Consider the following 26540-nt stretch of genomic DNA (forward strand, 5'->3'; position numbering starts at 1 on the left):
ACAGGGGTTCACGTGGCTCTGAGCCCCCCCTCCATTGCAATAGCTGATGGTGCAGGGAATAATTTACAGGCCTACGCCTCCTTTTTATTTTGTTATTCTTCCAACACCAAACTGATCGGCTATGCTTGTGGCGTTGTTATTGGCCATAAACACCTCAATCATTTTCTCGCTGCCAACCGCGTTGTTGTTCTCGTCGGTCAAATACGTTAAAACTTTGCGGGTTTTTGTATCCAATACTTCGCCACTTGATGGGTAGGCATATTTGCCATCCTTGCTGAAAGTGATCCATCCGGGCATATCACGCAACGGAATGGTGGTTAATTGCTGGTAAGGAGGCTTGTTTGCAAAAACATGCATGCGCATATTAAAGCCATCGCAAACCCAAATTTCTTTTTCATCAGGTGTTAAGCCTATGCCATGGCTTGGGCAGCCGTGTCTTCTCACCGTGCCTTTTTCCCAACCCTGAACAACAACTTTTGCTGTACGCTGCCCGGTTTTCAGATCGCCTACTTCAAAGCCCAACAGATCATTACAGTTAACATAAATGGTTGTTTCGGCACCGTTAATAGTGAATGGGCGCACAGGGGCAGAGAATGGCCCTATCTGCGATATGATCTGGTTGGTTTTTGTATCAGCTACTTTAACAATGGTATTGGCTATGTCTGACATATATACCCGGTCGCCCGAAAGGCCGTAAACTGTATTGTGTGATTTATTGAAACCATCCAACTGTTTAATCACATCGCCGGTTTTGGCATCTACAACCGTCCAGGTATGCCCTTCAAAAGCAGGCAGGTAAATGGTTTTTCCATCAGGCGATACGGCTAACCTGTCGCATCCGCCGGGTATTAGTTTCTCCCAAACCAATTTGCCCGTGCCTATATCTATGCGTTGTAAAGACTCCCACGTGGTTATGTATACACTATTGAGCGGTACGCTTGCTGCAATACCTTTAACGTTTGATGGCAGGCCATTGGGGTGCATGCCTTGCGTAGAAATGCGCTTAACAAACTTATGGCCATTGGTAATATCAAAAACCAGCAAACCGTGGCCCCCATAACCCAGGTAATCGCGTATGCCGGGTACCGCTACAAAAAGATACCGCCCGTTAAGTGCAGCCGGTGCTTTTTTTGCCTTTATCTCTTTCACCGGCTCATTCCAACCTGTGCTTAAATGAATAATGCACACTAAAACAACGGCAATAATAAGATTGATCCTGGTTTTCATGACGAGGTTGATTTAAAGAAATAGCGTTTTTAGTTTAATAACTGAATACCAAACCTAACAAGAAGCCGCCGCAACTGCAAATATTGAAGATATTAAGATAACTAACTTATTAAGCAGCTAATTGATACTCTACTTTTTGAACAAGGGAGTTTAAGTCGAAGGGTTTATGCAGTACATCATTAGGAGCGCCGGGGAGCTTAAGCGCTTCGTCAAGGTCTTCTGCACCGGAGCACAAAATAACCGGAAGATCTTTGGTAGAGCTATTTAATTTAAGCAGTTTGCATATGTCGCGGCCATCCAGATCGGGTAATGCAAGGTCTAATATAACCAAGTCAGGGTGATCTATTTTAATAGTATTAAATACCTGATTACCTGTATATAAAGGTATAACTTCATACCCCTTACTGTTTAATATATAGGTCATTACCTCTACCATGAACTCGTTGTCATCCACTATTAATATCCGCTTTGTCATGATATATCTTATTTATAATAAGTATAGACAAATGCTGTGCCATGGTTTTTAAACTGATAGGCAAATTGTTATCTTTACAGTCGAGGTAAAATTGGATAAAGTAAAAATATTAGAACGCTACCTGCCGCCGCAAGCTGCTCCGCTTATAGGCCGATGGATAGATTACTTTAAGTGCGAATTTAAAATATCGCGTAATCGTAACAGCAAGTTTGGCGATTACCGCCCGCCGCATGACGGAAAGGGGCATCGTATATCGGTAAATTATGATCTTAATCCCTACGCGTTTTTAGTAACTACTGTGCATGAGTTTGCGCATCTGCATACCTGGAATGAGCATAAGCATAATGCAAAGCCGCACGGCACCGAGTGGAAAGGTAATTTTAAACGCATGATGCAGCCTTTTTTTGAAAAGGAAGTTTTTCCACCTGATGTAAAGCAGGCTATTGTAAGCTATCTTAATAATCCTGCGGCTTCAAGTTGTTCTGATCTGAGCCTTTATCGCTCCCTGCGTAAATACGATCCACCCAAAGAGGCAATGCATACCGTAGAAAAAATACCCGTACACGCACTTTTTAAATTAAAAGACGGCCGCATCTTCCGTAAGGAAGAAAAGCTACGGAAAAGGTACAAGTGTACAGAGATAAGCACCAAACGCCTTTACCTGTTCAGCCCGGTAGCCGAAGTTGAATTGATACAGGATTAATTTTTATAAAATGACGCGCCTTGTTCTGATCATTATTTTTTTCATGATATCGCTTTTGTCGGTATTCAAGGCGCCTATGTATTATTTGTGGCTGTTGGCTATTGGGGTAACAGAGTATCCGCTGGTTTTCGCAGCTATTGTGGCCGCCTTGTTAATAATGGGGTTTTGGATACACAAGTATCAATTAGCAGGTACAATAATTGGCGTTGTTGCGCTGGTATTGTTTTTATCGCCAATAGTACGCGCGTATGTTTTAGCCGGTAGTTTGCAAAAACAAATAGACGCCAGTCTGCATGTAAACTCCCTGGGCAAAACAGATAAGCCTTTTAGCGTAGTTAAAATGCTTTCTTCTGTACCCAAAGTTGCCTATACAAGTATAACCTATGTCAATTATCCCGACATTCAATTAAACCTTGATTTTTACCAGGCGCAGGTTGGCGGAAAGCGCCCTTGCGTTGTTGTTATTCATGGTGGCTCCTGGAGCAGCGGAGATAGTAAACAGGTACCCGAACTGAATAGTTACCTGGCCCAATCAGGCTACAATGTGGCTGCTATTAATTACCGCATGGCACCGCAATACCAAAGCCCCTTCCCGGTTGAGGATGTTAGAAACGCGATGAACTACCTGAAAGCTCACGCCAATAACCTGCACATTGACACCAATAACTTTGTTTTGCTCGGGCGATCAGCCGGGGCACAGATAGCTTTAGTAGCGGCGTACACATTAAAAGATAGCGGTATTAAGGGGGTGATTGATTTTTATGGCCCAGCCGATATGGTGTGGGGTTATTCTGTTCCGGCCAGTCCGCTGGTTATGGATTCGCGTGGTGTAATGGAGCGTTATCTTGGAGGCACCTACAATAATGCTCAGAAAAGCTATTTCGACAGTTCGCCGCTTGAGTTTGTAAACAGAACCTCTACACCTACACTAATTATTCATGGAGAGAACGACGTTTTGGTAGCTTATGAACATAGCCGCCGCCTTGATCTGAAGTTAGAGCAATACGGTGTAAAACACTACTGGTTAAAGTTGCCCTGGGCCACCCACGGGTTTGATTTTAATTTGACCGGGCCCGGCGGGCAGTTATCTACTTATGCTGTAACGCGGTTTTTAGATAGTGTTAGCCCCCCGACCCCCTAAAAGGGGGAGGACAGAAAGTTTTAAATAATTATTATAACGTTTTTTAATATCCGCTGTTAAAGCATTATGATTCTTTATTTCGTTATTACCATTCCAATACTTGCACTTTTAGCCTGGATCATTTTCCACCAGAACAACAAAAAGCGCAGTGCTCCGCTACAACCATTGGATAGATCACTTATTTCGTTATTGAATGCCAATGTTGATTACTACCGGGATCTTGATGCGAAAGCTAAAAAACGTTTTCAAAGCCACGTAGCCCGCTTTTTGCAATATGTAAACATTGAAGGTGTAGGAGTGGAAATTACAGATCTTGACCGTGTGTTGGTGGCATCAAGCGCTGTTATTCCGGTTTTTGCCTTTGGCGATTGGGAATATCCTAATTTGACCAACGTTATTCTATACCCTGATACGTTTGATAGCGAATACCAGTTTGAAGGCGGCAAGCGTAATATAATGGGAATGGTTGGCACGGGTTATATGAACGGACAGATGTTGTTATCGCGAAGCGCGCTGCATAAAGGTTTCTCATCTGCATCGGGCGCGCAGAACACAGCTATACATGAGTTTGTGCATTTGGTGGATAAAACGGATGGTGCTACAGATGGCGTACCGGAGCATTTAATGCCTCATGCTTATGCAGATCCGTGGCTTAAACTGATGCACCAGGAAATGCATCGGATAAAAGAGGGAAAATCAGACATTGACCCATACGCGTTAACTAACGAAGCGGAGTTTTTTGCGGTAGCCGCCGAATATTTTTTTGGAAAGCCCGGACGATTTGAGCAAAGGCATCCTGAGTTATATCTGCAGTTAAGCCAGATATTCAGACAAACGCCCGCAAAGAAACGCAGCTGGTTTAGCAAATAGCGGCTATCTTATCGCGTTAAGCTCTGATTTATAAACAGTATACACCGAGCTGATAAGCTTGTTCAGCTCATCATAAAACTCTGTAAACTCTCTTGTTTGTACGTGAGCGTTAAGGCTGGAATCGTCTTTGCAGCTTAAAACAAGCCATTTCCACAACGCGCCTTTTGCATCGGCAATGTGATAGGTTTCACAGTAATTCCTCAGGAATTCTTCGGCAGTATCTTGGTCCATTTCTCTATAAGGCGATCAGTTAATACATCAAATATATAAAAACAGGAAGCCTTGGAAGAAAATTTACATACGTTCTGACTTATAAGTCAGTATCGGAGCCAATTGTCAGCATTGTAATTATAGAAACGTGTTTATATATTAAGGAACCCGACGGCAGGGAAACATTTTGCTTGAGCTTACGTTTGTTACGGAAGAGATTTAGTTTAGTTTTGAAGAAATTTATTGGATGCGTCGCCTTAATCCCAAATATGTTCGTATTGCCGCTGTAGTTGCCGCTTCGTTACTTGTTTTTTTATTTATTGCAGGACTTATTGTTTTTAGTAAGCGCGAGGCGTTGTTGCAAAGCGCGCTAGTTAAGGCCAAGGCCAAGCTAAAGCGCGATTACCAGCTTGATCTGAATGTAACCAATGCCCGTTTTACCGGGTTAGCCACCGTAAGCTGCGACGAAATTACGATAGTGCCCCAGCATCGCGATAGCTTATTGCGCATGGATAATTTTGAGGTGAGTGTAAAGATACTACCGATAATTTTTGGCAAAATAAAGCTGGCAGGCGTTAAGCTGCAAAATGGTTACGTTCATCTTACAGATAAAAATGGCGTAAAAAACTTTGATTTTCTTTTTAGAAAGAAAAGAGATAACCCATCCAACAAAACTAAATCAGACCTATCCTTACTGGCCAATAACGTGGTAAATGAGGTGCTTTATAAAATACCGGATAACCTGGATATGAAGAACTTCATGGTGTCGTACACCAGGGACAGCACCAGCCTTAAATTGCTTACGCAACAAGCCCTTATTGACGATGGTGATCTAACCTCGACCATAAAAGTAAACGATGGCGCGGCTACATGGCACTTCGCTGGTACTATGCACCCTTCTGATAAGGAAATAGACGTTAAACTATATGCTGATGGGGGAAAAGTGGAAATCCCATTTATTGAGCAGCGATATAAAGCGCGGGTTAATTTTGAGAGTGTAAACTTTAAGCTTAACGACGTTGACCACAGCGATGGCGAAACGCAGATTGTGAGTTCATGGGGTGTAAGCAACTTGCTCATTCATCAGGCAGGCCTGTCCTCAAGCGATATTGTTGTGCAAAACGGCGCTTTGGATGCCGATATATTAGTTGGCCGCAATTTTATATCGCTGGATAGTTCTTCGGTTATCCATCTTAAAAAATTAACAGCCCACCCTTATCTTAAATATACGCTCTCGCCCAAAAAACTTTACGACCTTAAATTGACTACCGGTTGGCAGAACGCGCAGGATATTTTTGACTCTTTCCCCTCCGGAACATTTGAGTCTTTTGAAGGGATAAAGTTAGCGGGAAAACTTAATTACAGTCTGAATTTCAGTTTAGATAAAGAAAACCCGGATGGAGTGGTGTTCGAGTCGAGATTGGATAAGGATGCTGATTTTAAGATCTTACGTTACGGTAAAACAGACCTGGGCAAGTTGAACAGGCCATTTTTGTATACGCCTTACGTAAAAGGGAAAGCAGTGCGTACCATGATGGTGGGCCCTGAGAACCCCGGATATACACCCCTGCCGGAGATCTCGCCTTACCTGCGCAACGCGGTAATGACCGCCGAGGACCCTACATTTTACCAGCACCACGGCTTTGTAGAGGAGGCTATACGCAAATCAATAGCCACTGATATTAAAGAGAAAGCGTTTAAACGTGGCGGCAGCACGATATCAATGCAGCTGGTTAAAAACTCTTTTTTAAGCATGGAAAAAACGCTTGCCCGCAAAATGGAGGAGATATTGATTGTTTGGATGATTGAGAACAATAATTTAATGAGCAAGAGCCGGATGCTGGAGATCTATTTTAACATTATTGAATGGGGCAACAATATATATGGCATACGCGAGGCCGCTAACTACTATTTTGGAAAAAGCCCCTCAGAGCTTTCAGTAGGCGAAAGTATTTATCTGGCCAGTATAGTGCCAAGCCCGCGCAAGGGTTTGTATTCATTTTTGCCGGATGGCACGCTACGCCCAAGCAGAATATTTTACTTTAATTCGTTGGGGCGATTAATGGCCGGTCAACGTTATATAGACCGCGATACTACCGGGGCGTATGGTTTTTATGACGTACGGCTGCGCGAAGGATTACGTAGTGAAATTGCGCCGGTAGATTCTGCCGAAGCGGAACAGATATTGAATGCTTTGCCGGAAGATGATAATCCTGTAATTAATGTACCCGCCCCTGCTCCGGAGGTAGAAAAGAAGCCTGGTTTACTGCAACGAATATTTGGCGGGGGCAAAAAAGATACTGTTGCCGAAAACCTTAAAGACCGGCTAAAGCGGGAAGAGGAGTTTCGCCTTAACCATATTGACAGTGCCGGCAAAACCAATAAGCAGATACGGCAGGAAAAACGCGAAATAAAGCGACAGGAAAAAGAGCGGCGAAAAGCTTTGGAAAAGCAAGGATTGCTTTAGCAGTTATTTAAGCAGGTGATAGGTGATGAAACTCACTACATAAGCCAGCACAGTCATATACGCAAACTGAATGGCGGGCCAGCGCCAGCTTTTTGTTTCGCGGTATACTATTGCCACCGTACTTGCGCACTGCATGGCAAAAGCGTAAAACATCATTAGTGAGAATGCTACCGCCAGGGTAAAAACCGGCTGTTGCGTTTTAGGGTTTTTGGCATCGCGCATTTTTTGCAGTACCGATGCGGTATTTCCATCACCACCGCTAACGCTGTATATAGTGGCCATGGTACCCACAAAAACCTCGCGCGCGGCAAACGAAGTGATCAATGCTATGCCTATTTTCCAATCATAACCCAGCGGGCGGATAGCAGGCTCAATAAAATGGCCAAGGGCGCCGGCGTAAGAGTTTTCCAATTTTTCTGTGGCTATTGCGGTTTGCAATTGCTCTGGGGTCAAACTAAGCGTGTACTCCGCGCGGGCGTACTTTTGGTCTAGTTTTTCAAAACGGTCGCCGGGGCCGTAGGAAGCTAATACCCACAGAATTATTGAAATGGCTATAATTACCTTGCCGGCCTCAAACACGAAAGATTTTGACCTGTCATACATCGAAAAAGCCACATTGCTCCACCGCGGCATACGGTATACCGGCAGCTCCATAATAAAGTAACCCCTTTCGCGCGATTTTAATATCAGTTTAAACACCCAGGCCACAATTATTGCCGATAGGAGACTAAATACATACATGGCGGTTAAGGCAAGCCCCTGCAGGCTAAAAATGCCCCATACCTTGTCATCCGGTACAACCAATGCTATTAACAGGGTGTAAACGGGCAAACGCGCCGAGCAAGCCACCAGTGGAGTAACCATGATGGTTATCATACGATCTTTCCAGTTCTCTATGGTGCGCGTACTCATAATAGATGGTACGGCACAGGCAAAACCCCCAATTAAAGGCACTACTGATTTTCCATTCAGCCCTACTTTGCGCATCAGCCTATCCATCATAAACGTAACGCGCGACATATAGCCCGTATCTTCCAGAATAGATATAAAGGCAAACAGTATAGCTATCTGCGGTATAAACACTAATACCCCGCTTAAACCGGCCACAACCCCATCAACCAGCAGGCTGGTTAGCGGCCCCGCAGGCAGGGTGTTGTTCAAGCTATCCTGGGCCCACATAAAAAAGCTTTCAATCAGGTCCATCGGATACGAGGCCCACGAGAAAATAGCCTGGAACATGAATAGCAGTATGGCAAAGAATATAATAAAGCCGAATATTTTGTGGGTAAGCACCCGGTCTATTTTATTGCTGAAGGTTTCGTCATGAGCGGTGGCAGGGATTTTAACGGTATCGTACATCAACTCATTAATGTACGCGTAACGCGCAATGGTCTCCGTACCCTGGGCTTTTTGCGAATGGAAACCATGCTCGTGCTCCAGTTGCTCTATCCTCTCAGACTCCTCCGGCGTAAGAAATCTTAAATGCTCGTGCTGATGCGCCAGTTGTAGTGCAAGGTAAGGATTGTCTATCTTCAGTTCGCTGCTTATGCTATCAATTAGCCGGGGGGCAATGCTTCTTACGTCAATACTGCTTTGCTGTAACGCTACTTTATTTGAAAATGAGATTGCCTGTTTCAGCTTATCAATACCCTCTGACTTGCGCGCCGATATTGGAACAATAGGTACGCCCAATTGTACAGCAAGCGCGTTTATTTGAATTTCGATGCCGGCCTTTGCAGCCATATCCATCATGTTAAGGGCTATTATAGTAGGGATCTTCAGATCAGCTACCTGGGTATATAACAGCAGGTTTCGCTTAAGGCTGCTGGCATCCAGTATAATCACAACCAGATCGGGTACCAACGGGTTTGACCTATCGGCTAACACAGAAAATACAATGGATTCGTCCTTGCTTTTTGGATAGAGGCTGTAAGTACCCGGGAGGTCTACAATTTCGGCTGTACGACCATCAGGTAATTGGGTATAGCCAACTTTCTTATCAACAGTAACCCCGGGGAAGTTGCCGATTTTTTGATTTAAGCCGGTTAATACGTTAAACAGGGTAGATTTGCCCGTGTTAGGGTTTCCAACAAGTGCAACACGTATATCGGCTTTCAATTAGTTTTTATGTAGTATAATAGTTGAAGCTTCAAACTTACGTAAACTAAGCTGATATCCGGATACACGGATAGCTATCGGATCGCCAAGCGGTGCAATGCGGTCAACCCTTATCTCTTCACCGGGCAGGCAACCCATTTCCATCAACTTTACAGACATTTCTAAATCGGTAAACTCTTTTACTATACCTTTTTGTCCTACTTCAAGTTGCGATAGCTTCATAATTCAATTAATAGTCTTCAAAAGTAAATCTTATTTAAAACAAATCCAAATAAGAATAGCGTTGATGTTTAAAAAATTACATTACGGCTTATATTGTCATATAAATATCAAGATGCATAAAAAAACATAGTGGCAGACATCCAAAAGGTAAAAACTTACGTTAGTGTTTATGTGGGTCCAAAACCCACATTGTGATAAGGTTTAGGTTGAAGTCCCCAAGCAGCGAGTGTAAGGGGACTTTGTTTTTAAACCCTTTTGCGGTGTTTGTCCCACGTATGTGTGAGACAAAGTGGGACAATCTGAGACAGAATATTTTGTAATTGATTATTCATCAACACCTTACGGTTTTGCCCTGGGACAAAGTGAGACTACTTATTCGTCAGGAAAATTAGCTGTAAAATTTACTTAAGTTGCTGATTGACAGAAGTGTTGTGAAAATTTACTTTTTTGTCTCACGTTTCAAAGCAATCCGGAATGCTTGTAAACGCAGATCTATTTTGCTTTTAGAGCATGGTCAAAAAAGTCAAATACATCAGGCAAAACCAAATGCACCATTCCGCCATGGTCAGCGTTCACTTCTTTATAGTCTACTTTAAAGCCTTTCTCCTTCATCCAGGCATACATTTTACGGCTCGCTTCAAATGAGGGTGTGGCACCGGTGCCTTCGGTAATAAAAATATATTTATCCTTAATTCGCTCCCACGGATAAGTAGCTTCCTCAACAAATGGACCGGACATGGGTGCAATGGCTTTCCAATATTGGTTATACTTAGCCCCTATGTACCATGTGCCGCCGCTTCCCATTGAATGGCCGGTTAAAAACATTGCATTCTTATCAATGGGGTATTCGTTTTTCACTATTTCCAGCACGTTTATCACGTCTTTTTCGCTTAACTCCAATGTTTTTTCAAGTTCGGGCGTTACAGCGGTTCTTAACTTTACCGCCGCTTCGGCGTTACCAAACACGGCCGGAAGCTTTAAGCTTGTGCCATAAGCGCCCAATTTAGTGTAGCCCAATACCGATACCAACGCAAATCCGTGTTGCTCAGCAAGTTTAACCATTAATTTATCATCGGCATCTACGTAGGAGTTTTCGTCATTAAACGCGCCATGCAGAAACATTACCAGCGGGAGCTGCGATTTACCATCCCAGGCTGATGGTATGTATAAGCGGTAAGGCATATCCATGCCCGCATCAGCAAATGCATATTTACTTTTTTGATCGCCTTTAGCACGCCAATTGGTCGCTTTGGTATCGCCAACTGATTTGGCTAACTGCGCGGAGGCTTTTTGTTGCTCAATGGGATCAATAGTCGTTCCGAACAATATCACCCTTTTCGAGGGCACTTGTTGACCAGATGCGCAGTTTACTGACAGGCAGGCTGCAAGCGCAAATAAAATTATATGCTTAAATTTCATAACGAGGCTTATTGATGATCAAATATAATATTTGCGCTCGTTTAGGCAGCCTTAATATTCCTCTTTCAGATCAGCAGCAGCGGCCTCATCTAAAAACCACTGTACCTCACCAATTATAGCATCTATCAATTGCGCCGGATAGGTTTCAATATCTTCATCAGCTTCTAAGGCATTATAAACAGCAGGTGCTTTGCTTTCGCCATAAACTAAAAATGCTATATTTTTGGCCTCGTTTATTAATGGCGCATTAAAGGTAATGCGGTAAATATCTTTTTCGGGCAAATAATTAGCCTTAACAGACGGGGTAACATCATTAAGCGCTTCTGTATGCGGGAATAGCGATGCAGTGTGTGTGTCATCGCCCAGGCCTAAAAGCACCAGGTCAAAGCTCATTTCTTCATCGTTAAAAAACTCCGCTATCTGCTCAGCGTATTTTTGAGCGGCTTCGTTAGGGGTAAGGGAGGTATCAACCGCAAAAATATTATCACCTTCGATCATCAACGGCGCGAACAAAGCTTTTTTTGCCATCAGGTAATTGCTGTCAGCATCGTCCTGCGGAACGTTGCGTTCATCACCAAAAAAGAAATAGGTTTTGGTCCAGTCTACCCTGTCGGCAAAGCTGGTTGAGGCTAACAGCTCATACACTTTTTTTGGAGAGCTGCCACCGGAAAGCGCTACCGAAAAACGGCCGCCCGCGGCAATTGATTCATTTGCTACCTGTACAAAGTGTTCTGCAAGGGCATATACTACTTCGTCGGGTGTTTGGAAGATGTTGAGTTTCATGTTAGTTGATTAGAGATTAGTTAATCAGAGATTAGTGCCTGTCAACAATACAAGCAAATTGGTAACTAATCTCTAATCACCAATCAACTAATCTCTAACAATTAATGCTTACCCTTTTTGCCGTTAACCGGCAGGGTAAACCAATGGAAACCATCACGGGCAATTAATGCCTCTGCAACTTCAGGTCCCCATGAATCTGCTGAATAGTTAGGGAAGCTCAGGCTCTTTTTACCCTCCCAGGTTTTTAATATCGGCATAATCAGATCCCATGCCGCCTCAACCTGGTCGCCACGCATAAACAGGGTCTGGTCGCCTGCCATGGTATCTAACAATAGCGTCTCATAAGCCTCCGGGGCTTCGTTGGTATAGGTGCCTTTATAATCAAACACCATATCAACCGTGTTCAGCACCATATCAATGCCCGGGCGTTTAGCCTGTACTTGTAAGCGGATGCTCATTTCGGGCTGTATGCTTATTATCAGCCTGTTTTGCTGCCAGCTGTCAGTAGCCTCCGGCGGGAACACCAGGTGCGGCACATCTTTAAATTGTATGGTAATGGTTGATGCCGACTGGTGCATACGTTTACCCGTACGCACGTAGAACGGTACACCGTGCCAGCGCCAGTTATCAACAAAGAATTTTATTGCTGCAAATGTTTCGGTGTTTGAGTTAGGGTCAACTTTGGTTTCCTGGCGATAGCCCGGTACTTCTTCGCCCTGTATCCATCCCGGTCCGTACTGACCGCGCACGGCAGAGGTACGCACATCTTCCGGAGAGAATGGACGCATGGCCCTTAGCACATCAACTTTACGGTTACGTAATTCTTCCGCGTTAAAGCTATTAGGTGCTTCCATTGCCACAAAGCAAAGCAATTGTAACAAGTGATTCTGGATCATATCGCGCAACGCGCCGGATCCTTCGTAATACGGACCGCGATCCTGTACGCCCAGCTGTTCTGTAACCGAGATCTGAACGTGTTCAATAAAATTACGGTTCCATATGGGCTCTAAAATAGAGTTGGCGAAACGGAAGGCCATAATATTTTGAACAGTCTCTTTACCCAAATAGTGATCTATAAGGTAGATCTGGCAATCATCATACAAGCTTGATATCAGCTTGTTCAATTCCTGCGCCGACTCCAGGTCATGGCCGAATGGTTTTTCAATTACCACACGAACACGCTTTTTGTCTTCGGCCAGTTTGGCTTTAGCTATGTTGGTTGCTATTATCGGGAAAAACTCTGGTGCTACAGCCAGGTAATAAATAACGTTAGCTTTTGTTTTCCACTCGGCGTTGTGCGCGTCTATACGTTTACCAAATTCTTTGTAGGTCTCCGCGTCTTTAGCGTCAGACACCTGGTAGTAAACATTCTTTATAAATTCGTCCCATTTTTCTTTAACGGCTTTGCCGCTGCGCGAAAACTGGTTAATATCTTCTAATAATTTTGCTCTAAATTCCTCATCGCTCATTTTTGTACGACCTGTACCGATGATAGAGAATTTTTTAGGCATCCAGCCATCTAAAAATAAATTATAAAGTGCTGGTGCCAGTTTACGGGCGTTCAGATCGCCGGTACCACCAAAAATGATGAATATGGTAGGATCTGAAGTTGCTTTTGATGACATGTTGTTGTGCGTTAAGTCTTTTCAGTATCGGATATTAATTTTTAGGCACCCATTGGGTGTGGAACTTGCCTTCTTTGCCAATCAGCTCGTAAGTATGCGCGCCAAAATAGTCGCGTTGCGCCTGTATAAGGTTTGATGGCATGCGGCCGCTGCGGAAAGCATCAAAATAACTTAATGATGTAGCGTAGCATGGCGCGGCAATACCGGCAGCGGTAACAGCCGATACAACAGTGCGCGCACCGCCAACAGCGCCTTTAACTTCGTTGGCCACACCCTTATCTAACAGCAAGTGCTCTAAACCCGGGTTAGCTGTAAATGCTTCGTAAATATTTTGCAGGAACAATGAACGGATGATACAGCCGCCTCTCCATATTTTAGCTATCTCTGCCAGGTTTAAACCGTACTTAAACTCGGCAGACGCGTTGGTTAACATGTGTATACCTTGCGCATAGCTGATGATCATGTTGAAATAGAACGCGTTCTCTAAAGCAGCTAAAAACTCATCTTTATTAACGCTTAATTGCGCTTCAACGCCACCGTAAATACCTTCGGCCTCTACACGCAGTTCTTTATATTTGGATAGGTCGCGCATGGCAACTGATGAATCAACCGTAGGGATAGGTGCCTGCAGGTCCATTGCTACCTGTGATGTCCATTTACCTGTGCCTTTGGCGCGGGCCTCGTCTTTTATATCATCTAATAATAAATGGTCTGCACCTGGTTCTTTATATCTGAACACATCGCGGGTAACTTCAACCAGGAAAGATTTTAACCGGCCTTCGTTCCACTTTGTAAAGATCTTTTCTATCTCGGTATTATCCAGACCCAAACCTTTTTTTAGTATCTCATAGGTTTCTGCCAATAGTTGCATTACCCCATATTCAATACCGTTATGCACCATTTTAACAAAGTTACCGGCAGAGCCTGTACCACAATAGGTAACGCAAGGCTCGCCATCAACTTTGGCGGCTATTGATTCAAAAATAGGTTTTACAACATTGTAGGCTTCTTTGTCGCCGCCCGGCATCATGCTTGGGCCACGGCGCGCGCCTTCTTCGCCGCCAGATACACCCATACCAAAAAAGTGGATGCCTTTGCTGTTCAAATAATCAAAACGGCGGTTAGTATCTGTATAATAGGTATTACCACCATCAATAATAAGGTCTCCCTTTTCAACCAATGGCAATAGTTCTTCTATAACGTCATCAACAATTTTTCCGGCAGGCACCAGCATCATAATAGCACGGGGCTTGTTCAGGCTGGCTACAAACTCCTTTACATCGCTAAAGCCCTTCAGGTTACCGTTAGTGCTTTCTTTTTCTAATAGATCGCCTTTGCTCGCGTCTTTATCAAAACCGGCTCCCTTCACGCCATGATCTCCCATGTTCAGCAGCAGGTTGCGACCCATTACCCCTAAACCGATCATCCCGAAATCAAATTTTTCTGGTGTGCTCATTTTTTATTTGTTGTGGTTTTCTTCTTTTAGTTGTTCCAGTATTTTTTTTGTCGATTCCAGGTCTGTATGCTGAAAAGAGCGTATGCCTAACCTTGTGGCAGCCTCAACAAACATTATCCGGTCGTCAAAATATACACACTGATCAGGCGATGCCTGGGCTATACCCATGGCCAGCTGCCATATACCCGGATCGGGCTTACGCATTTTTACCTCGCATGAGGATACGAATGCATCAAAAAACTCGTGGAGTTTAAATTTCTTTACGCGATAGTCGTTCAGTTCCTTGCCCTCGTTGTTAACCGAAATAACACGGAAACCGCAATCGCGTTTCCATTCTTTGAGCCACTTTAACGTTGGCAGCTCAACAGATTGTTCGTAAATAAAAGCCTTAAAATCCTCTTTTGTAAAATCGCGGGGACGGGTAAATATTACCCTGTCCAGGTACTCATCTAACGTGATGCTGCCAATTTCATATACATTGAAGATGAAGTTGTGCAGTTCGTTTATCTCTGTGTAATCCAGCCCAAATTTCTCTGAAGCCAGCTTACGCGATTGATGCCCCCAGCCATTGCTGAGCAAAATGCCCCCGATATCAAAAAGGAGGATCTTAAGGTTGTTTTTTGTCATTAGCGTGGCTAATTAAGCTTTGGCAGCCTGTGCTTCAATAGCTTTTAACAATTTGTCAAACGGAGCGTTAAATTTCTCAACACCTTCGTCTTCTAATTGCTGTGTTAAAGCATGGATATCAATACCCGCAGCAGCTAATTTTTCTAATATTAAAGTTGCCTGGTCTAAACCATCCTCTAAAGTATTAGCAGCTACACCATGATCACGGAAAGCTTCGATAGTTTCCAAAGGAACAGTATCAACAGTATCCGGACCGATCAAAGCCTCAACATATTTAGTGTCTTTAAACGCAGGGTTTTTGCTGCTTGTGCTGGCCCAAAGTAAGCGTTGTGGCTGCGCGCCTTTAGCCGCTAATTTTTCCCAACGTTCGCCGCTGAATACGCGTTTGTAAATTTCGTAAGCTTTTTTAGCTGATGCGATAGCAACTTCGCCTTTGTATTCGCCTAAGCCTTTTTCGTCAAGCATTGGGTCAACCAATACGTCAATACGGCTCAGGAAGAAGCTGGCTACTGATGATATGTGCGCAATTTCATGACCGGCAGCCAAATGATCTTCCAAACCTGCTATGTAAGCCAAAGCAACTTCTTCGTAACGTGGCAAACCGAATAATAAAGTAACGTTGATGTTGATGCCTTGCGCGATAGATTTGCGGATGGCATCTAAGCCCGGTTGTGTACCCGGAATTTTGATCATTACGTTCTCGCGGTCAACTTGTTTCCAAAGCAATTTAGCCTGCTCAAAAGTTTCTTCGCCTTTTAATGCTAAAAACGGAGATACTTCTAAAGATACGTAACCGTCAACTTTTTTGCTTTCAACGTATAGGTCCTTAAACAAGTCGCAAGCGGTCTGGATGTCTTTTATAGCTAAACCGAAGAAAACTTCTTCAGTAGTTCTTTTTCCGTCAGATAATTCTGCAATGTCACCATCATACATATCGCTGCTGCTGATGGCTTTTTCAAAAATGGCAGGGTTTGAAGTTACACCTCTAACACCGTCAACATCAATTAATGATTGTAAGCGGCCGTCGCTGATAAAGCCACGGTCAATAAAGTCGAGCCAAATGCTTTGGCCGAAACTGTGTATTTTTTTTACGTTATTTTCCATTATTTACTATGTGTTTATTTAATCAATTGGTTCTAAAATCCTCAATAAGCGTACCGTTAACAACCTCTTTTAAATAGATTTTAAAAGATGACCTTCAAATTGTTATGCCACTAATATCTCGGCGGGCTGGTTCTGAAAAAGTCCGCTTTCAATAACACCGGCTATGCATTTAATCTTAAATTCCATGTCCTTGTCAATATGCTCAAACCGTACATCCAGTATCAGGTTGCCGTTCTCTGATATAATAGGTCCGTCTTTACCTGTAGCCGGGCGCAGCGCAATTTCTGTAGCGCCAAGTTTTTTCAAACCTGCCTCTGCTACCATCAATGCCTGCGGAAAAACCTCAACCGGAACCGGGAACTTTGAACCTATTACATCAACCAGCTTACTGTCATCCACAATAATGTAGTTGCGTGCACTGGCAGTCATTATCAGTTTTTCTTTAAACATGGCACCACCGCGGCCTTTAATAAGGTGCTTGTTAGGGTCAACCTCATCGGCGCCGTCAAAGTACCAGTCGGGTTTGTACTCATAAAGGCTGGTAGTGGGTATGCCTAATTTGCTGCAGGTTAAAGCAATCTCAATTGAAGTTGGTATAGCTAAAACATTCAGCTTTTCTGCCTTAATTTTCTCACCAATGGCCAATAGCGCCAGGTACGAGGTTGAGCCCGAACCCACGCCAATAATGTCGCCTTCTTTTACTTTGGCGGCAATCTGGTCAGCTACCTTCTGCTTGCTCTCGCGGTTGCTTATGGTGGCGTTCCAGGCCAGGTTGTTTAATATGTCGCTGTTCCAGTTCATTAGGTTGTGTGTTGTAAGTTGTAGGTTGTAAGTTAAAGCATACAACTTATAACTTACAACCTACAACAATAACCCGCTATAACAAAGCTTTCGCTTTTTTAACCGCGTTATCTACAGTAAAGCCGAAGTATTTGTAAAGCTCATCTGCCGGAGCTGATTCGCCGAATGTTTCCATGCAAAGCGTGTCACCTTCGTCTGTAGTGTATTTATGCCAGCCCATTGGCGAAGCCATTTCAATAGCTAAACGTTTTTTCAATGTTTTAGGGAACACGCTTTCTTTGTAAGCAGCATCTTGTTTCTCAAACAACTCCCATGATGGCATGCTCACTACGCGTGAAGCGATACCTTCTTCTGCCAATTTAGCCTGGGTATCCATTGCCAAAGCAACTTCTGATCCTGTAGCAATCAATATTAATTGAGCGTTTTCCGCATCAGAAAGCACGTAAGCGCCTTTTTCAAGGTTGCTTGCTTTAGCATATTTATCCTGATCTAACACAGGTAATGCCTGGCGGGTAAAGATCAATACAGTTGGGCCACCTTTTTTCTCGATAGCTACACGCCATGCATGCGCGCTCTCGTTAGCATCAGCCGGGCGGATAACAGTAATGTTTGGTATAGAGCGCAAAGAAGCTAATTGCTCAATTGGCTGGTGGGTAGTACCGTCCTCGCCTAAACCTATACTATCGTGGGTGTAAACAAATATCGGGCTTATCTTCATAATGGACGCCAAACGGATAGGCGGGCGCATGTACTCAGAGAACATCAGGAAGGTAGCTCCGAAAGGCTTGATACCTTTTGTTAAAGCCAAACCGTTTAATGCAGAACCCATAGCATGCTCGCGGATACCAAAGTGGAAGTTGCGGCCTGTACGGTCCTCAGATGTAAAGGAAGTTGATTCTTTTAAAGTAGTTTCTGTTGATGGAGCTAAGTCGGCTGCACCACCAATAAGGTTAGGGAAGCTGCCTGCAATAGCGTTCAATACTTTACCAGATGCCTGGCGGGTAGCTAATTTAGTACCTGCGGCAAATACCGGTAATTTTTCTAACCAGCCTGCAGGTAATTCGTCATTAGCAGAAGCGGTGTATTCTGCTGCCAATTCAGGGAATTTAGCAGCGTAGTCAGCAAATAGTTTGTTCCAGTTGTCCTCGTAAGCAATACCACGTGAACCAATTTTGCTGTAGTATTCAGCAACCTCAGCAGGAACGTTGAATGATTTTTCAGGATCAAAACCAAAGAATTCTTTTACCAGCTTGATCTCATCAGCTCCCAGCGGAGAACCGTGTGAACCTGCAGTGCCTGATTTGTTAGGGCTGCCGTAAGCGATCAATGAGCGAACGCGGATCAATGATGGTTTTTGCTTCTCTGCTTTAGCATTGGTTAATGCCAATTGCAATGCGTGTATATCGTTTGCATCCTCAACAGACTGTACATGCCAGCCGTATGAACGGAAACGCGCGTCAACATCCTCGTTAAAGGTGATGTCTGTGCTGCCTTCTATTGAGATCTTGTTATCATCATAAACATAAATAATGTTGCCTAACTCCAGGTGGCCGGCTAATGAAGCAGCCTCTGCAGTAACACCTTCCATTAAGTCGCCGTCTGAGCAGATGGCGTACACGTGGTAATCAAAAAGGTTAAAGCCTGGTTTGTTGTAACGGGCAGCCAAATGTTTTTGACCGATTGCGAAACCAACGCCATTAGCAAACCCCTGGCCCAACGGACCGGTTGTAACATCAACACCGGGAGCCAAACCATACTCTGGGTGACCCGCGGTTTTGCTGTGCAACTGGCGGAAGTTTTTAATATCATCTAAAGAAAGATCATAACCTAACAAATGCAAAAAGCTGTACTGTAAAATACATGCGTGACCTGCAGAAAGTATAAACCTGTCGCGGTTAGCCCAATCAGGGTTTTTAGGATTAAAGTTGATAAACTCTTTCCATAATACGTGGCCTACCGGCGCAAGTGCCATAGCGGTACCAGGGTGGCCCGAGTTGGCTTTCTGAACAGCATCAGCCGATAATATCCTAACGGTATCTATCGCTAATTTTTCAATGTTTTGATTTGAACTCATTTCTTGTTTTTTATTGTTATTGTCAGGTGATTTACTTTTTTGATGAACGGGATTTTGCTTCATTTCCCCAAAGTCTGGCCCCGCCTTTTATGCCATCTTTGTTGGATACAATGGTCATATTATCATCCAGCTTTATAGTAAGCAAACGCGAATTACCGCCGCCTATGTATAAATGATCATAATTGAAAACGGTTTTTAAGGTTTTGAAAACACGTTTCATCCTTAGGTTCCATTTCTTTTTGCCAATTTTATCAAGTTCCTTATCGCCCATGTAGGCGTCATAATCTTTTGTTTTTGTTATAGGGTGATGCGCTATTTCCAGGTGAGGTAAAAGCACGCCATCCAATATCAAAGCGGTACCAAAACCGGTGCCCAGGGTTACCACCATCTCCAGGCCTTGGCCGGCTGCAATGCCAAGCCCCTGCATATCGGCATCATTAACAACGCGGGCGGGTTTGCCTAATTCTGCTTCCAATCGTTTGCCCAGGTCGTAATTTCTCCAGGCCTTATCGTCAAGGTTGGGCGCTGTGCCAACAATGTTATTGCGCACGTAACCCGGAAAACCTACTGATACGCGATCAAAAGAAAGCTCTTTAACAAGCTCTTTAATTGCTTCTAAAATATTGTCGGGATTGGCCGGTAACGGCGTATCTGCTTTTATATAGTCACTCAGCATTTCGCCGTTTTTGTCCAAAACGGTGGCTTTAACATGGGAGCCGCCTATGTCAATGGCCAATATTTTAAGCTGAGATGAGGTGGTTTTCATAACTATACGGAAGGCAAAAGTAACATGTATTTTGTTAATATGTAACAAACTTAATGTCAATAAATCATTGCCTGCGGCAAATAATTTTACTAAATCGTTTTTCTGATATCGTAAAGGCACTTTTCTGATAAAAAAACAAGCAACTTTTTTTTTAAAAAGGCCAAAAATAATTATGAATCTGGTCTAAAAAGTGCCTTTGCAATCGATAACATGGGCATAAAACCCTATTTTAGGTCATAGAAAAACAATAGCGTACATTGTACACCCACTGTCTTTATTTTTATCAGAAATAATTGGGTTCTAATTGCCGGTAAAAATTTGCTTTTGCAAGTGCACGGTAAACACTGTTCCCACATTTATCTCGCTCTCGGCCTGTATGGTTCCGCCCATGGCTTCAACCTGGTTTTTTGTTATAAACAAGCCAATGCCGCGCGCGTCGCGGTTACCGTGAAAAGTTTTATACATACCAAAGAGTTTATTGCCATGCAGTTTTAGGTCTATGCCGCTGCCGTTGTCGCTAACTGTAATGCTTACGTAATTGCCATCTGCCTGTGCCCCGATATTTATAACCGGTTTTCTGAATGGCGATTTATACTTAAGGGCATTGGTTAAAAGGTTAAGAATTATGCTTTCCAGATAGGCAGGAATTGCCTGGACGAACAAGTCTTTTGCAACTTCATTTTGTATGGTAGCTTGGTTTTCTGACAAAATAGCCTGTATGGCCAACTCCGCTTTTTCTACATAGTCAAAAAGATTTAGCGGCACCATGTTTTTGTTAATGCCGGTGTTCATCAGCACTATTTCATTAAGGTGCGCAATAGTATCAGTAAGGTTGCCGGATGCTTTTTGAAGCAAGGGATAAAACTCATTTTGCGTGCTTGCGGGCGTCTCTTCTTTCATTAGTTCAAGCACCATGCTGATGTTGCCCGAATGAGAGCGAAGGTTATGCGATACGATATGAGCAAAATTAAGCAGGCGGTTATTTTGTTCGCGGGTTACGTCAAGCAGGGAGGTTATCTCGCGCTCGGCATCTTTAAGTAAAGTAATATCAAAAAAGATAAAGAGGTAACCGCTAACCGCGCCAGCTATATTTTTAACAGGTGTTACTGTAGCCTGTACAATAAATTCTGATCCGTTTTTACGGGATAGCGTCCACTCCAGCGTTTCAAATGTATTGGTTTGCAAATTAACGGTCAGGGTGTTAAAACCTGTTATTGGTTGCCCGTACAACCGCGCCAAATACGTAGCCCTGTCTGCTATCTCGGTTTTATTATAGAATAAAAGCGGAGTGGCGGTATTTAACAGCTCTGTTGCTTTGTACCCCAAAAGGTTCTCTGCGCCCACATTAAATACACGGATCAACCCGTCTCTGTCGGTTTCAATAATGCCAACGCGGGTTGATGCGTCCTGGATGCTTTTCATTTTATCAAGCGATTCCTTCAATGCAAACTCCAGCGATTTGAGTTGGGTAATATCATTAATCTGCGAAATAAAATATTGCGGCTCGCCTTGTTCGTTCTTAACCAGCGATACTGACAGCAATGCATGCACCATGCTTCCATTTTTGTGGAGGTACCTTTTACCCATGGTATAACCATCGCGCACGCCAGCAAGCACCTCATGCATTAAAATCAGGTCTGCCTCCAGATCATCCGGATGTGTTAACTGCTGAAAATCACTTGCAAAAAGCTCTTGTTCTGTGTAGCCTAACAGCCGGCATAGGTTTTTATTTATTTTTAGCCATTTGCCCTGCGGGCTCACCAGTGCCATGCCATTAGGGGCAAATTCAAATGTCAGCCTGAATTGCTCCTCCTGCAAGGCCAGTTTTTTAAGCGCGGTATTTTTCCCATTTATATCCTGCAACAGGCCATAAATGCGAATACATTTATCTTTCGTTATAACGGGCGTAGCTACTACCCTAACCCATTTAAGTTCGTTACCGGGTGTTGTTATTTGCAACTCTTCATCAAAGGGGGCAGCGTTTTTTACCAGGGAGGCAATTTTTTCCTCTATCTTTTGCCTGTTTTCGCCATCGGGGTGAAAGTTTATAATATCCTCATATGCGGGTTCGTAATCCCGTGTAACGCCATATATACTCTTGGTAACTGAGCTCCAATCCAGTTTTTTCTCTACCAGGTCCATCTCCCACGATCCAATTTGCGCAACCTTCTTAGTGCTTTGGAGCAGGTCCCGGTAATGTGTTAAAAGCAACTCATTGTTTTTGCGTTCGGTTATGTCCTGTATCGAGCCCATTATCCATTCGGGCTTGCCATCAGCAGTAAAAGTGGCCACGCTACCCTTGTCTAATACCCACACCCAGCGGCCGTCGCGGTGCTTAAAACGCACTTCAATTTCATAAAAACGGGCCTTCCCTTCTAAATGCTCATACATTTTCTGCCGCGCGCGGGGCAGATCTTCGGGATGAATCAAGGTGCGCCAGGTTTCAACCGTAATAGGTTGCAGGTCGGCTATCCTGTAGCCAATCATGTTGGCCCAATGTTCGTTATAAATTAACTCATGGGTTTGCAGGTTATGCTCCCACGTGCCCATGCCGGCACCATCTATAATTTTTTTAAATCGTTGCAGTTGATTTTCAGAACTTTCCTGCGCGTTAACAGATGTTGAGTTCATAAATAGCAGAGGGTACAAGGCAAACCTTGCTGTTTGTTTTAAAAGGTAAAAGCTCAGTTAATGAAGCCTAAATATACGCCAAATATCTCCTTATTAACAACATAACACACGCAAAAAGCCTCCCCTGGGAAAAGGGAGGCTTTGCAGGGCCGGCGCTATAATATAATAGCAACCAGTATCAAAAAAAGATCAGTTAATTTTTAAAATTTTAGGCGAACCACTTTTTATGCAGGGCCAGTTTAATTGCCGACGCTTTGTTAGAAACGTGCAGCTTTTCGTAAATATTTGCTGTATGCTTGCGTACGGTATGCGGACTTATAAACAAACGTTCGCCAATTTGCTGGTAGTTTAAGCCATCAACAATTCTTTGTAATATTTCTATTTCGCGTAACGATAGCAGGCTTTCGGCTTGGTCTGCCCTGTTTTCTTCAACAGGTTTATTAGTATTGCGTAATAGCAACAACGCTTTTTGCGCTATGCGCGGCGACATGGGTACGCCACCTTCAAATACCACTTCTGTTATGGCTCTTAAAATATTAACCGGTTTTTCGTCCTTCAGTAAATACCCGCAGGCTCCGGCCTTTATGGCTTCAAACAATTTATCATCATTATCAAAAACTGTTAGCATAAGGCACAACACATCCGGATAAATTTCTTTGGTAATTGCTACCGCTTCAATGCCATCCAACACCGGCATTTCAATATCCATTAATACTACCTGCGGCTGTTGGTCAGCCGGCAGTTCTTTCATCTTTGTCAGATACTCGTCTCCGTCGGCAGCAAGTAACCCTATTTCCAGTTCTTCGTAGTAAGACAACTGTTCAAATAGCGTTGTGCGCATCAAGCGCTTATCATCAACTATAGCTATGCGAATACCCATTGCAGTAATATTTTTAACCAATAAATTACATAAACCTAAGCTATTTTTTATTAGCTGCAAAAGGCTGCACCATTTGGTGCAGCCTTAACACCGTACTCAACCCCTATAGTATGGTAACAGTGTTTAGCCGGGCCTGAGGGGCCCCTGACTATTGCAACCGGGAATCTCCGGTGCGCCGTTAGGTTTAGAAATTGAAACCTACGCGCAATCCGATAAAGCCTGAACCGCTGTAACCTTCGTAACGTAAGCTCGGATCAAAGCCGCCTAAGTGTGCGCCAATACCTACTGAATAAGTAAACTCTGAGCTGCTTACTGATGATAAGCTACCAGAACCTGTGCTTGGAATGTAAGTACGTGCCATGGTAACACCAGCCTCGCCCAGGCCATATAATGTTTCGCCAAGCATGTGTTTGTAACCTGCTTTAATTGGGATGTTTAATTGCGCTTTGGTGTTAACGCCCGTCATGCTTTTAGGTATAAAAGCTATAACGCCGGTTGTGCCGGTAAAAGCGCTTGTTTCGTTTAATGCGATAGCCACACGGAAGGTTGCACCCGCGCCAACGTTATACGCGTTAGCTGTTGCACCCACAGGCAATGCGCCTTCAAGGCCAAGGCCGATACGAACTTTTTTGTAATCGCTTTGCGCATACATTTTTGTTGTACCCAGCGCGATCAGCATCAGCATCATAATTGTAAATTTTGTTTTCATTGTAATTGGTTTTTTGAGTGAGTTAATAGTTTAAATTAATTAGTGGTTGATGATGCTAAGTTGAGGGTATTGAAAACGGGTATCAATAACACATTTGTGTTATTTTGATGAAGAGCAAAATTTCATCAGGGTTAATAAAAACTCGGCAAACAAAATTTGTTTAATAATATATAAATAGCGCTTATAAATAATATGCTTTTAATAACTACATTAGCTAATTAATACCCTATTTAAACTACTGCAAATGAAGCGTTTTATAACGTTTATATTGTTAGTGCCTCTGTGTGCTTTCCCGCAAAGCAGGCGCATAGACAGCCTTAGAACGGTGCTTGCAAACACCGGTACAGATACAGCTAAGTGCCAGATCTACTATCTATTGGCGATAGAGTTGCTTACCATGGCCCCTGCAGAGGCCGAGAAAGTAATGGCTGTTTCAAAGCGTATAGCTGTAAAGGAAGGGTATAACCCGGGTATGGCCTACGTATTTTCTTTCAATGCCATACAAGCTAATTATAAAGGCGACTATGCCGGATCAAAAAATAATGCCGAAAAGGCATTAGCCATTTCGCTCAAATACAAATTAGGGCCTATTGAAGCAATAGCCAAAAACACACTCGGAATATATTATTGGCAAACCGGTAATTATGCGCAGGCCGTTGAAATGCACCTGGCAGCGCTAAAAGTGCGCGAACGCCTTAATGATAGTGTGGGTATATCAAAATCATTAGGAAACCTGGGGCAGGTGTATCTTGATAACGAAAAATATAAAGAAGCTGAGTATTATGCTTTGCAAGGATTGGCCCTATGCAAAAAATTAAAAGAGAATTATGTTACAATTAATTGCCTGCATATACTTGCTAATATAAATGCCGCGCAAAAAAAGTACCAGCGGGCGCTGGCATTTGACCGCGAAGCCCTTCCACTTTGCTTGGCCGATAACAATAAAAGGGGGCTGTCTCAAATTTATTCTAATATGGCTAATTGTTATGAGGCCATGAATGACCTGGAAAAAGCTCGTCAGTATCAAATGAAGGTGTTGGAGAGTGATAAGTATTTTGAATCAAAAAAATGGATAAGCGATACTTATTTAAATATAGGAAGGTTATTTTGGAGAGAGGCAAAATATGAGCAGGCTACCGATTGGTTAAACCGATCTTTAGAACTAAGCGTAGCCACCGACTCAAAAAAAGGCCAGAGAGACGCCTGGAAAATGTTGGAGAATGTTTTAGAAAAGAGGGGAAAATATAAAGAGGCGCTTGTTGCTTATCAAAATTATCAGGCTATTAATGAGGATATAATTAATGAAGGCAATGACAAGGAAATTGCCCTTATGCAAACCAATTACGAAACGCAAAAGAAGGAGCAGAAAATAACATTGTTAAATAGGGAGAACACCATACAAAAGCTCTCAATAGCCAAGCAAAAAACCACATTAGGAATAGTAGCAGGCTCTGCAGTGGCATTGTTAGGTTTCGCGGGACTGCTATATAATCGTAATCAAAACAAGCAAAAAATAATACTGCAGGACCATAAGCTGGAGCAACGCGCTGAGCTTACCCGGGCCGTTATTGAAGCTGAGGAAAAAGAACGCACCCGTATAGCCAGTGATCTGCATGATGGTGTGGGGCAGCTATTCTCGGCAGTTAAAATGAATTTGAATGGATTGATTGAACGGGTGGATATGCCGCGTGACGAGGATCGTTTTTTGGCTGAGAAAACCCTGGCCCTGGTAGAAGAAAGCTGTAAAGAAGTACGGCACATATCACACCAGATGATGCCGAATATGCTGTTAAAATCGGGTATAGCATCGGATGTGAAGAGCTTTATCGAAAAAATTGACTCTGAAAAATTAAAAGTTAAGGTGGAGGCCAACGGCTTTAAAGATAAACTGGAAAGCAATGTAGAAACGGTGCTTTACCGCGTTATACAGGAGGCTGTAAACAATGTAATTAAACACTCACGCGCCACACTATTAAATATTAAACTGGACCGCGAGGCCACCGGCATAAGCGTGGCAATTACTGATAATGGTGTAGGCTTTGACCCGGCAGTAGCTGAAGCATCGGGCGGAATTGGCTTAAAGAATATAACAGCGCGCGTTGATTATTTAAAAGGTACTGTAGACTACCGCTCGGCCCCAGGCGCAGGCACCAGTATTAAGGTATGGGTGCCTGTATAAATAAATAGCACATATGCATTATTGATGGCCTTTTGCAATTAGCGTCAATTAGG

General features: G+C 43.4%; 22 protein-coding genes. 5 read left to right on the top strand and 17 right to left on the bottom strand.

From position 1 onward, the window contains the following. Window positions 1-84: 84 nt before the first annotated feature. Together ACFQZS_RS18970 and ACFQZS_RS18975 are read right to left on the bottom strand one after the other, a co-directional pair. Window positions 85-1227 carry a YncE family protein gene (locus ACFQZS_RS18970; protein WP_377102595.1) on the bottom strand — a complete coding sequence of 381 codons (1143 nt, stop codon included), beginning with the start codon at window positions 1225-1227 and terminating at the stop codon, window positions 85-87. A gap of 109 nt (window positions 1228-1336) precedes the next feature. Beyond that, window positions 1337-1702 carry a response regulator gene (locus tag ACFQZS_RS18975; protein ID WP_377102597.1) on the bottom strand — a complete coding sequence of 122 codons (366 nt, stop codon included), beginning with the start codon at window positions 1700-1702 and terminating at the stop codon, window positions 1337-1339. 91 nt (window positions 1703-1793) lie between these two features. Here ACFQZS_RS18975 and ACFQZS_RS18980 point away from each other — a divergent pair, with 91 nt between their 5' ends. From ACFQZS_RS18980 to ACFQZS_RS18990, 3 genes are all read left to right on the top strand, one after another. Further along, a complete protein-coding gene (locus tag ACFQZS_RS18980; RefSeq protein ID WP_377102598.1) occupies window positions 1794-2405 on the top strand; it encodes a SprT-like domain-containing protein in 612 nt (203 codons plus the stop codon). A 10-nt stretch (window positions 2406-2415) separates the two neighbouring features. Then, window positions 2416-3546: an alpha/beta hydrolase fold domain-containing protein gene (locus ACFQZS_RS18985; RefSeq protein ID WP_377102600.1), complete on the top strand. Its 1131-nt coding sequence runs from the start codon at window positions 2416-2418 to the stop codon at window positions 3544-3546. Between the two features lie 66 nt (window positions 3547-3612). After that, a complete protein-coding gene (locus tag ACFQZS_RS18990; RefSeq protein WP_377102601.1) occupies window positions 3613-4416 on the top strand; it encodes a M90 family metallopeptidase in 804 nt (267 codons plus the stop codon). Window positions 4417-4419: 3 nt separating this feature from the next. On the opposite strand, the gene ACFQZS_RS18995 is transcribed toward ACFQZS_RS18990, so the two are convergent. Continuing rightward, complete coding sequence (locus ACFQZS_RS18995) at window positions 4420-4647, bottom strand: hypothetical protein (protein ID WP_377102603.1); 228 nt, start codon at window positions 4645-4647, stop codon at window positions 4420-4422. 226 nt (window positions 4648-4873) lie between these two features. On the opposite strand from ACFQZS_RS18995, the gene ACFQZS_RS19000 reads away from it, so the two are divergent. Further along, a complete protein-coding gene (locus ACFQZS_RS19000) occupies window positions 4874-7093 on the top strand; it encodes a transglycosylase domain-containing protein (RefSeq protein WP_377102605.1) in 2220 nt (739 codons plus the stop codon). Window positions 7094-7096: 3 nt separating this feature from the next. Here ACFQZS_RS19000 and feoB read toward each other — a convergent pair whose 3' ends face one another. The 14 genes from feoB to ACFQZS_RS19070 all read right to left on the bottom strand — a co-directional run bounded on the left by feoB (window position 7097) and on the right by ACFQZS_RS19070 (window position 24308). Beyond that, window positions 7097-9211 carry a ferrous iron transport protein B gene (gene feoB / locus ACFQZS_RS19005; protein ID WP_377102606.1) on the bottom strand — a complete coding sequence of 705 codons (2115 nt, stop codon included), beginning with the start codon at window positions 9209-9211 and terminating at the stop codon, window positions 7097-7099. Further along, window positions 9212-9433, bottom strand: coding sequence for a FeoA family protein (locus ACFQZS_RS19010; protein WP_377102608.1), 222 nt, complete (start codon window positions 9431-9433; stop codon window positions 9212-9214). It lies immediately after the preceding gene. A gap of 492 nt (window positions 9434-9925) precedes the next feature. Next, window positions 9926-10852: a carboxylesterase family protein gene (locus ACFQZS_RS19015; RefSeq protein ID WP_377102610.1), complete on the bottom strand. Its 927-nt coding sequence runs from the start codon at window positions 10850-10852 to the stop codon at window positions 9926-9928. 51 nt (window positions 10853-10903) lie between these two features. Further along, window positions 10904-11635, bottom strand: coding sequence for a 6-phosphogluconolactonase (gene pgl / locus ACFQZS_RS19020; protein WP_377102612.1), 732 nt, complete (start codon window positions 11633-11635; stop codon window positions 10904-10906). A 101-nt stretch (window positions 11636-11736) separates the two neighbouring features. Next, window positions 11737-13260 carry a glucose-6-phosphate dehydrogenase gene (gene zwf, locus ACFQZS_RS19025; RefSeq protein ID WP_377102613.1) on the bottom strand — a complete coding sequence of 508 codons (1524 nt, stop codon included), beginning with the start codon at window positions 13258-13260 and terminating at the stop codon, window positions 11737-11739. A gap of 34 nt (window positions 13261-13294) precedes the next feature. After that, window positions 13295-14716, bottom strand: coding sequence for an NADP-dependent phosphogluconate dehydrogenase (gndA, locus tag ACFQZS_RS19030; RefSeq protein WP_377102615.1), 1422 nt, complete (start codon window positions 14714-14716; stop codon window positions 13295-13297). Between the two features lie 3 nt (window positions 14717-14719). Next, window positions 14720-15343: an HAD family hydrolase gene (locus ACFQZS_RS19035; RefSeq protein WP_377102617.1), complete on the bottom strand. Its 624-nt coding sequence runs from the start codon at window positions 15341-15343 to the stop codon at window positions 14720-14722. Between the two features lie 12 nt (window positions 15344-15355). Then, window positions 15356-16447 carry a transaldolase gene (gene tal, locus ACFQZS_RS19040; RefSeq protein WP_377102618.1) on the bottom strand — a complete coding sequence of 364 codons (1092 nt, stop codon included), beginning with the start codon at window positions 16445-16447 and terminating at the stop codon, window positions 15356-15358. A gap of 102 nt (window positions 16448-16549) precedes the next feature. Further along, window positions 16550-17248, bottom strand: coding sequence for a ribose 5-phosphate isomerase A (gene rpiA / locus ACFQZS_RS19045; protein WP_377102619.1), 699 nt, complete (start codon window positions 17246-17248; stop codon window positions 16550-16552). 76 nt (window positions 17249-17324) lie between these two features. Next, window positions 17325-19322 (bottom strand): transketolase, encoded by a 1998-nt coding sequence (gene tkt / locus ACFQZS_RS19050; protein ID WP_377102620.1) that lies wholly within the window; start codon window positions 19320-19322, stop codon window positions 17325-17327. Window positions 19323-19353: 31 nt separating this feature from the next. After that, the gene (locus tag ACFQZS_RS19055; RefSeq protein ID WP_377102621.1) at window positions 19354-20088 is read right to left on the bottom strand and encodes an ROK family protein; all 735 of its coding nucleotides are present in this window, start codon (window positions 20086-20088) and stop codon (window positions 19354-19356) included. Between the two features lie 300 nt (window positions 20089-20388). Beyond that, complete coding sequence (locus tag ACFQZS_RS19060; RefSeq protein ID WP_377102622.1) at window positions 20389-22719, bottom strand: PAS domain S-box protein; 2331 nt, start codon at window positions 22717-22719, stop codon at window positions 20389-20391. A 208-nt stretch (window positions 22720-22927) separates the two neighbouring features. Further along, the gene (locus ACFQZS_RS19065) at window positions 22928-23599 is read right to left on the bottom strand and encodes a response regulator (protein WP_377102623.1); all 672 of its coding nucleotides are present in this window, start codon (window positions 23597-23599) and stop codon (window positions 22928-22930) included. 184 nt (window positions 23600-23783) lie between these two features. Then, on the bottom strand, window positions 23784-24308 hold the full coding sequence (locus tag ACFQZS_RS19070) for a hypothetical protein (protein ID WP_377102625.1): 525 nt from the start codon (window positions 24306-24308) through the stop codon (window positions 23784-23786). Window positions 24309-24552: 244 nt separating this feature from the next. Here ACFQZS_RS19070 and ACFQZS_RS19075 point away from each other — a divergent pair, with 244 nt between their 5' ends. Then, window positions 24553-26487: a tetratricopeptide repeat-containing sensor histidine kinase gene (locus ACFQZS_RS19075; RefSeq protein WP_377102626.1), complete on the top strand. Its 1935-nt coding sequence runs from the start codon at window positions 24553-24555 to the stop codon at window positions 26485-26487. The last annotated feature ends 53 nt before the right edge of the window (window positions 26488-26540 follow it).

Origin of the sequence: Mucilaginibacter calamicampi, from assembly GCF_042676765.1 — a bacterium.
In the GTDB taxonomy this organism is placed as follows: domain Bacteria; phylum Bacteroidota; class Bacteroidia; order Sphingobacteriales; family Sphingobacteriaceae; genus Mucilaginibacter; species Mucilaginibacter calamicampi.